The organism is Micromonospora sp. NBC_00330 (assembly GCF_036136635.1).
GTDB classification, from domain to species: Bacteria; Actinomycetota; Actinomycetes; order Mycobacteriales; family Micromonosporaceae; genus Micromonospora; species Micromonospora salmantinae.
On record NZ_CP108012.1, the window covers coordinates 1,012,820 to 1,025,811 of the forward strand.

General features: G+C 66.8%; 10 protein-coding genes. 4 read left to right on the forward strand and 6 right to left on the reverse strand.

All coding sequences use genetic code 11. The features are described from left to right. Window positions 1–493: 493 nt before the first annotated feature. Window positions 494–1,210 (reverse strand): DedA family protein, encoded by a 717-nt coding sequence (locus OG598_RS04560; RefSeq protein WP_328653159.1) that lies wholly within the window; start codon window positions 1,208–1,210, stop codon window positions 494–496. A 513-nt stretch (window positions 1,211–1,723) separates the two neighbouring features. Continuing rightward, complete coding sequence (locus OG598_RS04565; RefSeq protein ID WP_328653160.1) at window positions 1,724–3,220, reverse strand: sulfatase family protein; 1,497 nt, start codon at window positions 3,218–3,220, stop codon at window positions 1,724–1,726. A gap of 566 nt (window positions 3,221–3,786) precedes the next feature. Here OG598_RS04565 and OG598_RS04570 point away from each other — a divergent pair. Continuing rightward, window positions 3,787–4,245 (forward strand): hypothetical protein, encoded by a 459-nt coding sequence (locus OG598_RS04570; protein WP_328653161.1) that lies wholly within the window; start codon window positions 3,787–3,789, stop codon window positions 4,243–4,245. A 134-nt stretch (window positions 4,246–4,379) separates the two neighbouring features. On the opposite strand, the gene OG598_RS04575 is transcribed toward OG598_RS04570, so the two are convergent. After that, complete coding sequence (locus OG598_RS04575; RefSeq protein WP_328653162.1) at window positions 4,380–4,835, reverse strand: hypothetical protein; 456 nt, start codon at window positions 4,833–4,835, stop codon at window positions 4,380–4,382. A gap of 490 nt (window positions 4,836–5,325) precedes the next feature. Continuing rightward, window positions 5,326–5,592 (reverse strand): hypothetical protein, encoded by a 267-nt coding sequence (locus OG598_RS04580; RefSeq protein WP_328653163.1) that lies wholly within the window; start codon window positions 5,590–5,592, stop codon window positions 5,326–5,328. Between OG598_RS04580 and OG598_RS04585 the strand changes: the two genes are divergently transcribed. Continuing rightward, on the forward strand, window positions 5,569–5,994 hold the full coding sequence (locus OG598_RS04585) for a pyridoxamine 5'-phosphate oxidase family protein (protein WP_328653164.1): 426 nt from the start codon (window positions 5,569–5,571) through the stop codon (window positions 5,992–5,994). The genes OG598_RS04580 and OG598_RS04585 overlap by 24 nt on opposite strands. 201 nt (window positions 5,995–6,195) lie before the next feature. Beyond that, window positions 6,196–8,748, forward strand: a complete 2,553-nt coding sequence (locus OG598_RS04590) for an excinuclease ABC subunit UvrA (RefSeq protein ID WP_328653165.1) — start codon at window positions 6,196–6,198, stop codon at window positions 8,746–8,748. A gap of 110 nt (window positions 8,749–8,858) precedes the next feature. On the opposite strand, the gene OG598_RS04595 is transcribed toward OG598_RS04590, so the two are convergent. Beyond that, window positions 8,859–10,940 (reverse strand): MMPL family transporter, encoded by a 2,082-nt coding sequence (locus tag OG598_RS04595; protein WP_328653166.1) that lies wholly within the window; start codon window positions 10,938–10,940, stop codon window positions 8,859–8,861. A 104-nt stretch (window positions 10,941–11,044) separates the two neighbouring features. Then, the gene (gene sigJ, locus OG598_RS04600; RefSeq protein WP_328653167.1) at window positions 11,045–11,986 is read right to left on the reverse strand and encodes an RNA polymerase sigma factor SigJ; all 942 of its coding nucleotides are present in this window, start codon (window positions 11,984–11,986) and stop codon (window positions 11,045–11,047) included. 329 nt (window positions 11,987–12,315) lie between these two features. On the opposite strand from sigJ, the gene OG598_RS04605 reads away from it, so the two are divergent. After that, entirely contained in the window at window positions 12,316–12,978 is a 663-nt protein-coding gene (locus tag OG598_RS04605) for a DoxX family protein (RefSeq protein WP_328653168.1), read from the forward strand. The last annotated feature ends 14 nt before the right edge of the window (window positions 12,979–12,992 follow it).

Consider the following 12,992-nt stretch of genomic DNA (forward strand, 5'->3'; position numbering starts at 1 on the left):
TGCGATGCAGTCGACAACGCTCCATGTCTCCTGGCGGGAGTGTGCGCAGGTCAAGACGGTAAGGAGCCGTTGGTTGGCCTGGCCTTGCATCTGGGAGCAGATTGGGCGCAGGTTGGCGAAGTGGTCACCGCGACCGAAGTGCTCACCGATGCCGGACAGAGACGATGGGCTTTGACCTGCGATGATGAAGATCGAGCCGTGCGGTGTGACCTCCCAGTGGATACCGAAGAGGTGAAGTCTGCAGCCACACGACTGGCTGGTGCCGGCTATTGAATTGAGGCCTGCCGGCGCCGATCACGAGGCCAGCGTGAATTGATGCACGGCTCTGGTTGTCGTCGCGGTGGCGCCGGTACGGATCCCGCAAGCTGAGACGTTCGCCCCCTGGAAACGCTGCCGTGCTGGCTGCAACTGGTCGCCCGCAATGAACCCGGTGACCTACGCCGTGGACGCCGCCCGTCACCTCGCGCTCGACCGGGACGCCGGCGGAATCGTCCTAGCCTCGCTTGCCACCGGCCTGGGGCTCGCCGTCGGCGCCGGCTTCGTCGCTGCCCACGGATACCGTAGACCGCCGAACGAGCGGCGCCGCGGCTGATCGCACCGCCCCGGCCCGTCGGCGTCGGAGCGCGAACACCACCAAGACGAGGACGACCAAGACCACCAGGATGACCGTGCCGGTGTTGCCGATCACCGTCTCGATCCGTTCCACCGAGGCGCCGGCCAGCGCGCCGGCGAACACGTACAACGCCGACCACATGTAGGCCCCGGTCAGGGACGCGGGAAGGAAGTGCGGGTAGGGCACCTTCGCCATTCCGGCGGTGGCCGGGGTGAGGGTGCGAACGATGGGCAGCAGCCGGGTCAGGAAGACCGCCCATGCGCCGTAGCGTTGTAAGGCCTGCAAGGCGCGGTCCCAGTTCGCGGCGCCGATCCGGCGGCCCGGATAGGTATCGCGCAGGCGGTGGCCGTACCGGCGGCCGAGGAAATAGCCGATGTGGTCGCCGGCGGAGTTCGCCAAGCCCACAATCAGGAAGAGTGAGACGAGGGCGACCGGGTTGTCCATCGCGGCGCCGAGCACCAGGACGACGGTCTCCCCGGGGATGACGATGCCGACGCCCAGCCCCGACTCGGCGATGCTGAACGCGGCGGCGGCCAGGAGCACCACCGGCGTCGGAAGGTCGGACAACGTGTCTAGGATGTCGGTGATCCAGGACATTGACCGACCTCCAGGTTGATTAATCCGACACGACACCATCACGTCACGTGATCGAGTGTACGGTCATGGGTAATTTGAGCAGCATCGAACGAAACGCGGGGCGCTCCTAGTACTGCAACGGCAGTTGGTCAGGAGTAGCCCGTGTCGTCGGTAGTGGCAGGTTCGGGCTTGCGCCATGCGGGCGGCCAGCACAACCGATCCCTCGAAGCATGGAGATGGCCGTGGCCATGCATTTCCAGGTCAGCGGCGACAAGATCACCAAGTTTCGCCTCTACGAGGACTCGTTTCAGGTCGCCAACGCCTACGCCGAATAGCGGGATCGAGTAACTCGCCATCATGGCGGGGCACGCCTGCCGACATGTCCGTCGGGACGCTTCGGTTAATGAACGGCGGCTGCCTGATACTGCAGCCGCCGTCACCACACGAATCGCGGCTGGTCGATCGAGGGCACGACCGGCCCTGGCCTGCAACAGCGCGAGGCTGCAGGTCAGGGCCGTTGCGGTTGATGCGCCGTCAGGCCGGCACGTGACCGGCCGTCCAGCACGCCGAGTGGCTGTGGCAGGCGACGTACGCCGCGAGCGCGTCGTGCAGCGCCGCCAGTCGCGTTGGCGGGAGCTCGGCGGCGGTGTTGTTGAGCTGGTGGGGGTCGGTGGTCCGGTTGTAGTACTCCCGTTCGCCGTTGGAGTACTCGACGTAGGTGTAGGTCGCTGTTCGTAGGGCCTCGTAGGTGACGGGGCTGCCGTTGCGGCGGTCCTGGGCGTCGGGGTCGTTGGATGCTTGGTTGGGGCCGTGGTGCTCGATCAGCGCCCCGGTGCGCCAGTTCGGTGCCGGTTCGCCCTGCGCGAGGGGGAGCAGGTTGCGCCCGTCGACGTGCGTGCCGACGTCGGCGGCGCCGATGCGTTGGAAGGTTGGTGCCAGGTCGATGTTCTGCACGATCTCGGCGCGCTGCGATCCGGGGACGACGCCTGGCCCGGCGACGACGAGCGGGACTCGCACGTCGGTGTCGAAGGCGGTTTGCTTGCCTCCGGTCAGCCGGTACTCGCCCATGTGGAAGCCGTTGTCGGAGCTGAACACCACGTAGGTGTTGTCGGCGATGCCGCTGGTGGTGAGTTGGGCGCGCAGGTTGCCGATCAGTCGGTCGACCGCCTGCACGGATTGGGCGCGCTTGCGAAAGTTCGTGTCCAGGGTGCTTCTCTCCTGCGCGCTCAGCGGTTGGTTGCCGGCCAGCCAGGACGGCGGGTTGGTGGGCAGCCGGTCGTATGCGGCGGTGCGCGGGGCGGTGAGGCCGGGGAAGGCGCCGAGGTCTTGGTTGGCCGGGGTGAACGGGCTGTGCGGGGCGAAGGTCGAGACCTCCAGCAGGAAGGGCGTGTTCGCCGCTGCCGAGCGCTGGATGAAGTCTTTGCCCTTGCGCGACAGCACGTTGGTCAGGTAGTCGGCCGGTTGGTTGCCGTAGTGCACGACGGTGTGGTTCTCGTTGAGGTCGTAGTTGTACTCGGAGTACCCGTTACCCGCCACGTACCACTCCGACCAGCCGGGTGGAACGTACGGCAGCGAGCCACCCTGCGTGTCCGCCGGCAGGTAGCCGTTGAGGTACTTGCCCAGGAAGCCGGTCCGGTAGCCCTTGCCCTGCAGAACGGTCGCGAAGGTGCGGTTCTCGTTGCCCCGGCCCTTGAAGACCGCGAACCCGCCGTCGGCTCCACCATTGGTGAACACGCCGGTGTCGTGCGGGAACTGTCCGGTGAGGATCGACGAGCGGGACGGGCAGCACAGCGAGTCGGTCACCGTGTAGTTGGTGAAGGTGACCCCCTCGCTCTGTAGTCGCTGCACCTGCGGCAGGTATTGCACGAGGTTCCACGCGAGGTCATCGACGAGTACGAAGATGATGTTGGGGGCGGTCGCGGTGGACGCCGGGGGAGCGGGTTTCGCGCCGCGCGCCGGTGTCCACGCGGTGAGCAGAGTCAGCCCGGCCACGAGAGTGGCGGCGAGGAGGCGTCGATAAGTGATAGCCATGCCGCCAAGCCTGGCCAAGATTTGTCAGCATCTATTCAACAAGTGGTGATGATCCGATCAACACCTCGGTCGGCCTAGTGGCCCGGCCCACGCCACCATGGTCATCGGGGTGAGTGGGCTCTGGCCGACGCCGATGAGCACCGCCCGAGGTGACAGGCGGCCGGCGGACGGCGCGGTGCTTGACCGGATCTACCGCGAGTCCGATGGGCAGCTCGCCCTGCCGAACCTCGCGGCACCAGTCGCCATGGGCAACATCCCGAGCAGGCCCTTGAGGCTGGAGACCTCTTCGGCGGATCCGAAGCCGTCAGGGCTGGCGCCCTGCTGAGGCTGTAGGGCGGCGGCTGCTCATGTCGAGTGAGTGCGTTCAGGGTGGCGGGAACCTCGAGGAGGTTTGTCCAGGCGAACGCCTTGGTCCCTCATCCTCGGATGCTTTCGTCTGGCCCGAATGTCAAACTGTGGCGGTGGAGGGCTTTCGGTGTGCGAGCTGTGGGAACACGCTGAGCGTCCCGGTCTGCTTGGTGGACCTGCCGGCGGGGCCGCACTGGTCACTCTTGGATTGTCATCACGTGAACCCGCCGCTGTTGGACCCCGGCACCTATGCAATCGACGAGACGGTGTTTGGCCGTGATCAGGTCGTCGGCACCTTTGTCCTCTCACCCGGCGACGTACGTGGGACGCGCTTCATTCATGACCTTGTTCGCACGGGCTGCTGGTCGATGGTGGGCTGGGACCCGTCCGTGGCTTGCGACGACTGTGGCGTCGTGGTCGCGTCGCGGACGGATGACTGCAGTGTGGCTCAGGAGACGCGCTTCTTCCCCGCGATGGTTGTCCGGGAGTTGTGTGACGATGAGCCTGGCCGGTATACGGATCCTTTTTCGCTGGTTGCCGACTGGGACAGCCCTGCGCCCGACACTAGACAACACGGCTGGGTCCCGAAGCCGACCCGCCCTCGTCCTGAACTCGTTGCAACCCGCTGGGGACCAGATGTGAAACGGCATCTCTTTCGAGATGATCCGCCAGCCTGACCAGATGGCCAATCAAGGTCTTTTCAAGATCCGGCGCGGTTCAGTTGCTGTCGCTCGGCGTGTCACTAAACGATCACTCTGTGCCGGTCTCGTGGCCGAGGTAGAGCCAGAAGCGCAGGCCCGGGCTCATGCCATCAATCGAGGCAGTGGACGTGGACGACGATGTGCTGTGGCTGACCGCCCGTGTCTCGGTGTAGGACCTCAAGCTCGACCCGGTGCCGGTCCTCTGAGACGGGGTCGTCGTTCTCGCCGGCCAGGCAGGTTGGATAGGTACCGTCGTTGTGCAGTGTCCCGCTCACGTCCTGCCAGCTTTCGGCGATTACTGAGTAGATCGTGTCGCCGTCGAGAGGGCCCCGTAGGGCCCCGTCTTCCTCAAAGGCGATGGACCTGGTCTGGTCGTTCGACCAGGTGACCGTCCCGACGAGCAGCTCCGGCTTGGCGGTGTGCGGATCGTCGGCAAGCTTGGCCGCCCCGAAGCCGCCGACCAGCCCTACGGCGACCAGCGCTAGGGAGAACGCAATCGTTGCGAGGCGACGATGTGGCGGGGTAGCGACCGCAGCTTGCAGCGCGTCGGCGGATGCCACTGGCATGTCTGCAAGGTACGCGATCGGCGCCCACAGGGCTGACCCAAAGCGCACTCTCATGCCGCTGACAAGGCGCGGCGATCGCGGGCGTGCTGCCCGATTGACCGATGCGGCTGCGGGAGCCAGCGCTGGTGCCAATCAAGGCACTGGGCCGGCGGCTCACGATCGGTCGGTGGCCGGCGGTCCTGTGTGAGCCCGGTTGTCCTGGCCTTGCAACTGGGAGCAGATTGGGTGCAGGTTGGCGAAGTGGTCTCCGCGCCCGAGGTGCTCACCGACGCCGGAGATAGACGATGGCTGTGACCTGTGGTGATGCGGCGGTGCGGTGCGGCGTGACCTCCCAGTAGAGGTCGGAGTGGTCAGGCGTTGCTGCTCCCGGGATGGCTGGCGCCGGCCGGCGTCTCGGTTCGCCGAGCCGTCGTCGGGGCCTCGGGTCTGCCGACGTGGGTAGGCCGACCGGCAGGGCTTCCTGCGAGTGTCGTCAGTCCGGGTGTTCCGTTCAAGTGGTGTGCGCGAAACCGATGAAGAAATCAAGACACAAGGTGTCAGGTTTTGGGTCGAGCATGGGTTGCTGGTCGACGCCGATGGTGCGGCGTAACCCGGGAACTCGGATAGATACGAACAGATAAGGACCTTCGTGCGCGAAACTTCGGAAGAACTCATAGAGCTTCAGGCCCTCCTTGATGCCTCCCTGTCCCGTTCCACCTCGCACCTCCGCTCGATCATCAGCACCGAGCGCACCTTGACCGCGCAGCAGCTCACCCACGTCCTCAGTGGCATGTGCACCCTCGCCCTGTCCACCGTGACGGCGAAGGGAGAACCGCGGATCAGCGGTGTCGACGGGCATTTCCTGCACGGCAAGTGGCTCTTCGGCACGGCGCTCGGCTCGGCCAAGGCGCGCCATCTCTCGGCGCGGCCCGCCGTGAGCGCCGCGCACATGCGCGGTGAGGACCTGGGCGTGTTCACGCACGGAAGGGCCGAGATCCTCAACCCCCACGACGGCGAGCCGACCGAGGACTGGCCGGACCTGCTCGCGTACCTCAAGGACTTCTACGGCGAGGACCTCTTCGACTGGGACAACGACGTCGTCTACTACCGGCTGCAACCGCACTGGATGGCCGCCTACGCGCCCGACGTCGCGAAGCTCACTGCGCTGTCCCAGCCCTGATCCTCCAGCAGTGGCCGGATCGGGACCAGCCATGTCATGAGAGATCGGTGAGGCATCCACGCAGGTCCCACTGGACGGCGACCTGCGGTGAAGCGCGTGTTCGGTTTGTTCGGCAGGGGCAGGGGCTGCACGCCCATGCCCCTGCCTCATGGGCGAGAGGGTGGACGAAAGTTGACCGAAATCGGATCGGGCGTCGCAAGGATGGGACGCGACACCATCGACGTGGTGGGGGCTCGTACCAACAATCTGCGGGACGTGTCCGTCAGCATTCCCAAAGGACAGCTCGTCGCCTTCACCGGAGTGAGCGGCAGCGGCAAGACCTCGCTGGCCATCGACACCCTGCACAACGAAGCCCAGCTGCGGTATCTGGAGGGGCTTTCGCCGTTCGTACGGCAGTACATAACGCAGCGCAATCGGCCGAAGGTCGACCGCATTCTGGGCCTGGGCGCGACGCTCGCGGTCGACCAACGCCGGCTGAACCGTAACCCCCGTTCCACCGTCGCAACGATCACCGGCATCGACGGGCACCTGGGGCTGCTCTACTCGCGCCTTCCAGGGATCGGCGCAGACCCGATGGCGGAGAGTGGAAACGAGCATCTGACGACCGCTCACTTCGACCGCAACACGCCGGAAGGGAGCTGTGCGGACTGCCACGGGGTGGGCGGGCGCTGGCAGGCGCAGGAGGACCTGGTCATCACCCACCCGGAGCTTCCGCTCTTCGAGGGGGCCTCGCCCTGGTACGCGAAATGGCGGTCGGGGGAACACGTGTTCGTCCCGGCGCTTGCCGAGAAGCGGGGCGTGGACCTCGGCCGGTCGTGGCAGTCGCTGCCCGAGGAGTTCCGCCGTTGTGTGCTCCACGGCACAGGTGACGAGAAGATCGAGGCGACCGTCGACATGACGAACAAGAATGAGACGGCCCTGGTGACCTACACCTCGAGCCAGCCGCTGCGGGGCGCGCTCGCCGAGGTGGAGCGGGTGTTCGTGAACGCCCAGACGTCCAGTGCCAAGCAGCGCTACCTGCCGTACATGCGCAAACAGCCCTGCGGCACCTGCGGCGGCAGCGGATACGACCAGGTAGCCCGGTCCGTGCAGCTCGGCGGACTGACCTACCCCGACCTGCTCGAGGTGGAGGTGCGGGAGGTACGCGACTGGGCTAGACGCGTCGCGGATGAGCTGGACGCCCGCCAGCGTGAGGTGGGCGACCCGCTGCTGCAGGACCTCGGCCGCAGGCTCGGAATCCTCGACCGGCTCGGCCTGGCCCATCTCCAACTGTCCCGGAGCGCAGCGACACTGTCCGGGGGTGAGCTGCAGCGCACCCGACTCGCCGCGCAGCTCAGCACCGAACTGAGCGGCATCATCTTCGTCCTGGACGAGCCCGGCACCGGGCTGCATCCGGCGGACAAGGCACACCTGCTCGACATCGCCCTGGAGCTGCGCGAGGCCGGCAACACCGTACTCCTCGTCGAGCACGACCCGGAGCTGATCGCCCGAGCCGATTGGGTGATCGACATGGGGCCCGGCGCCGGCCGATTCGGCGGTGAGATCCTCGTGTCCGGGCCTCCCGCCGACGTGGCCGCTCATCCCACGTCGCTGACCGGGCGCTATCTGACCGGCGAAGGGCCGCGGCTGCACCGGACCCGCCGCCCGGCCGGGGACGACACCGACTGGGTGGAGCTGCACGGCCTGCGTGCGCACAACGTGACCGCGAGCCTGGTGCGGTTTCCCGCCGGTCGGCTCACCTGCCTGACCGGAGTGAGCGGCAGCGGCAAGAGCAGCCTCCTCGCCGCGCTCGGGGCGAGCGTGGGGGCCGCCCTGGACGGAACGGCGACCGACGCGGTGCGGGAGGTGACCGGCATCGAGGGGTTCAGCTGGGTCGCCGTCGTCGATCAGGAACCGCTCGGACGGACGCCGCGATCCAACCCGGCGACGTACAGCAAGGCGTTCGACATCGTCCGCAAGCTGTTCGCCGACACCGACATCGCGCGCGGGCGCGGGGTCGACGCCTCCTGGTTCAGCTTCAACACCGCAGGCGGTGGCCGCTGCGAAACCTGCACCGGTTATGGCCGAAAACTGGTCGACATGCACTTCCTGCCGGACGTGTGGGTGGTGTGCGACGGGTGCGAGGGCCGGCGCTACAAGCCGGAGGCGTTGGAGGTTACGTACCGGGGATTGGCCATCGATCAGGTGCTGGAGCTCACCGTCGCCGAGGCCGTGGAGCAGTTCTCCGAGCCCCGACAGCTCGCAGAAACCCTGGGAGCTCTGAACCAGGTCGGGCTCGGCTATCTCCAACTCGGGCAGAGCGCCACAGAGTTGTCCGGCGGCGAGGCGCAGCGGCTGAAGCTGGCGTCCGCCATCCAACGCGGTGCTGCCAGCCGCAGGGCTGGTCTCGTCGTTCTCGACGAGCCCGTCTCGGGCCTGCACCCGTCTGACATTCAACGTGTGGTGGACGCGCTCGACGTGTTGCTGGACTCGGGCAACACCGTCGTCGTGGCCGAACACGACATCCCCGTCGCCGCGTCCGCGGACTGGGTGATCGACCTGGGGCCGGGAGCCGGTCCGGATGGGGGCACGGTGGTCGCGGCGGGCGCCCCGGAGGCCGTCGCGACAGCCGACACCCCGACCGCCAGCTTCTTCCGGCGGTACGCGGCGGGCCTACCGCTCCTGGAGATACGTGAAGACCTGGGCTGCCCAGGGGGCGGGGCGGGTGCTGCCCCCCTGTCCAGGCACCAGTCGAGGAGGAGCGTCCCTGCCTGATATCGGTGCGGAAGCGTGCGCCCTTCGGCCGCCGCCGCACAGCAGGGCCAAGGGTTCGGCGTCGTTCGTTCATCGCTGGCCCCGCCGCCGGCCGAAGTTGGCTGCGTGGTCTACGGCCCAATGCGCGACGGTACGCGCCGGCCGGCCTTCAGGACAGCGGATTCCGGCGTGCCTGCCGGCAGCTGGGGGTCGTCGTGATGCGTGAAGAGTTTGCTGGGCCACCACATCCATCGATCAACGTCCGCTGTTAGTGCGGTGACCAGCACCGAGCGGACGATCATGGTGTCCAGTAGTACGCCAAACGCCACAGTGAACCCCAGTTGCGCCGCGAACACCAAGGGCAGTGATCCCAGCGCCGCGAAGGTACCGGCCAGGACCAGACCCGCTGAGGTGATCACACCGCCGGTGGCGGACAGTCCAGCCCGGGCACCCTGTCGGGTGCCGTGTAGCTGTGCCTCCTCCCGTACCCGGCTGACCAGAAAGATGTTGTAGTCGATGCCGAGGGCGACCAGGAACACGAACACTAGGAGTGGGAAGTTCGCGTCTGCTCCGGCGAAGTCGAACACGTGATTGAACACCAGCGCGCTCACGCCGAGGGACGCTCCGAGCGACAGCACCACCGTCGCCATGAGCAGCAGCGGTGCGACGATCGCCCGTAGCAGCAGTGCGAGGATGAGGAAGACCACGATCAGTACGACGGGGATGATCACCTTGGCGTCGCGGGCGGCCGACTGTTGTGTATCGAGTGCGATCGCCGTGCTGCCTCCGACCCGCGCATCCGCACCCTCGACCTTGTGGACCGCGGCTCTGGCCTGCTCGACGGTGCGCATCGCGGCCTTGCTGCCGGGCGCGTCCTCGAGCGTCCCGAGAACGAAGACGTCACCATCCTTGACCACCGGTGCCGCGACGTCGGCGATCCCTGGGACGCCTGACAGTGCGGTGACGACCTGCTCGGCCGAGGCGGCCTTGCCCACGACGTAGATGGGGTCACCCGACCCGGCCGGAAAGTGCCTGGACTGGATCTCCTCGCCGACGACCGCCTGCGGCTCGTTGGTGAACTGACCCTTGCTCGGGATCCCATCCGCCTTGAGCCCCGTCATCCCGATCGCCATGACGCCGAGGACCAGCGAGGTGGCGACCCACACGATCCGCGGGCGGCGGGAGATGGCGGTGCCGATCCGCGTCCAGATGCTGTCCTTGGCCGTCCCGACCGAGCCGTACGACGGCTTCACCGGCCAGAAGATCCAACGGCCGCAGATGACCAGGAGGGCCGGCATCAGGGTGAGCATGGCAAGTAGCCCGACGACGATACCGATGGCACAGGCCGGGCCGAGACCTTTTGTGGAGTTGAGAGTGGCCAGCAGCAGCACCAGCAGGCTGACAGCGACGGTCGCGGCGCTGGCGATGATCGCGGGACTGGAGCGGTACAGGGCTTCCGCCATCGCCTCGTGCCGGTCCTCGTGTCGCCGCAACTCCTCCCGGTACCGGGAGATGAGCAGTAGCGCGTAGTCGGTGGCGGCGCCGAACACCAGTACGGTCAGGATGAGGCTGGTCTGCGTGTTGACGACGAGTCCGGCGTTCTTTGCCAGCAGGTAGATCACCGCTTCTGCCGTGACCAGGGCGCCGCCCGCGGTCAGGAGCGGCAGCAGTGGCAGCAGTGGACTGCGGTAGGTGAACAGCAGGATGACCACCACTACCAATGCCGTGATCATCCCCAGGGCGCCTCCTCCACTGAAGGCCGTTATCGAGTCGGATGCGTAGCCGGCCGGCCCGGTGACGTGGAACCCGAGACCGTGGGCGCTCTGTTGACCTATCGTGGTCAATTCGCCGACCACCGTGTGGGCACCGTTCCAGCCCTCACTGCCGTCGTCGACCTGCACCACGGTCAGGATGGCCTTGCCATCCTGGGACTTCGAAGGCCCCTGTGGCGGCCCCACGACCTTTTCGATGCCCTGGAAGGCTTCGGCGTCAGCTTCGGCCTTGGCCATGTCCGCAGAGGTGACGCCCTCGGGCCGGTCATAGATCACGATCGCGGGCAGGGTCTCGGCGGGCTGGAACTTCTTTGACTGGTCGAGGACCCTTGTCGCCTCCGCGTTGCTGGGCAGCCAGGCCGAACTGTCGTTCTTTTCAACATCGCCCAGGTTGGCGGCCAGCAGGAAGGCCGGCACCATCAGGGCAACCCAGATGGCCACGATTGCCCATTTCGCAATCCTGCCACTGGGCAAGGTCATCACTTTCCGCAACATGGGGATTCCTCAGTGCTCAGTCGACGAAGCCGTGCCGAAGCGGGGAGCCCTTACAGGCGTCCCACCGTCCATGGCCGGAGTTTGTCGGGGTGGCGTACCGCCCAGATGCGCTTGATCCGGTCGCCTACGACGTCGAAGGCGTACACCGATACGGTGACGCCGTCCTGCTGGGCGATCAGGCCGGGTTGGCCGTTGACCGTACGCTCCAGAATCGTCAGGTTTCGAAGTCTGCCCTCGAGGTGGAGCAGGGAGCGGACGATCTGTTCGGCGCCTTCGATCGGGTGGAGCACGGCGCCGACAATGCCGCCGCCGTCGGCGATTGCCGTGGCGTTGGGGTCGAGGAGGCCGATGAGGGCGTTGATGTCCTTGGCTTCCCAGGCCTGTTTGAAATCCCTGACGATGTCGGCGCGTGGGGCTGTCGAGGTCACGGGGGGCTGTGTTGCGCGTACGCGTCGGCGGGCCGAGGAGGCCAACTGGCGGCACGCCGCAGGGGTACGACCGACGATGTCGCCGACTTCCGCGAAGGAGTAGCGGAAGACGTCGTGCAGGATGAACGCGACGCGCTCGGCCGGGGTCATCGATTCGAGTACGACGAGGAAGGCCATGTTGATCGACTCGTCGAGGGTGATGCGGTCGGCCGGGTCGATGGTGGTGGCGTCGGACCGTCCGCTGATCCACTCGGTGGGTTCGGGTAGCGGCTCGGGGATCCATTCGCCCACGTAGGTCTCCCGCCTGACCCGCGCCGAGGAGAGCAGGTTGAGGCAGATCCGGCTGGCGACCTTGGTCAACCAGGCGCCGGGGGATCGGATCGCCTCCTGCTGTTGGTGGGACATGGCGTACCAGCGGGCATAGGTTTCCTGGACGGCGTCTTCGGCGTCGGCCAGGGAGCCGAGGAGCCGGTAGGCGAGATTGATCAGCTGACGCCGTTCGTTCATGACCGCGGTCAGGCTCGGATCGGGTCGGCCATGTCCTGGCTCGGTTGGTCTGGTCATGGTGTCGCCGACTCCCCTTGGTCGCGTCTGCCCTCACGTGGTTCGACAAGACAGCACACCGAACTGTGAGGTTCGCGCGTCGCCTCACATTCCGAGGCGCCCTGTTGTCGTACCACTGAGACGAACAGCCACCCAGCCGGCCCAAAGCGCAGTGCGACAGTGGCCCTTCCCTCCGTCCTGACGATCGCAACTGACCGGAAACCTGGCCCGTCCCGACGGCACCGATTGCACCGCCAGCGTGGACAGCTGCTTCCGGCTCCGGCGGTCTACCTCCATTGCGCGATCCGGCAATTTCCGACACATCAGACCGATTTGACGAGGCGACTGAGATGCGAACTCAAGCGACCAGAAAGTCCCAGGAAGCGACCGACGAGAAGCCGGCTACCGTCACACGAAGCGGCTGGAACTGGAGCCGGATCCGCCCCATCGCCTTCTGGGCCACGACGTTTGTAATCGCCCTCGAGTTGGCTGCTGGATCGGTGTGGAACCTGCTGACGATCGAATGGGTGGAAGTGCAGTTGCACCACCTGGGGTACCCGCACTTCTTCGCCTACATTCTCGGCGCGTGGCAGGCCGGCGCAGCCGTCGCGATCGTCGCGCCCGGGCTCCCGCTGCTCAAGGAATGGGCGTACGTGGGCGCCTTCTTCCTGTGGTCCGGTGCTGTGGCGTCGCACCTGTCAGTCGGTGACGGCCTTCAATCGTGGGGGGTGCCGCTGATGTTCGGTGCGTGCGCGATCGCCTCGTGGGTGCTGAGGCCAGCCGACCGTCGGCTTCCGGAGACGCGGCTCCGTCGGGCCCGCCCTGCCGACGCTGGACCGGATGGCTTCGGGTCGTTGGAGATCCGCCCCCGCTCCCGGGCAAGCCGTCCTCGCGCTTGGATCGTCCCGATCGGACTCATCGCTGTTCTGTATGCCGTCTCGTTCCTGACGCTACCCGTGATGGAAGACGTCATGCGTGAGCAGGCAGTTGAGCTCGGCTGGATCGACAGGTGACGAGTAGGCCTCGA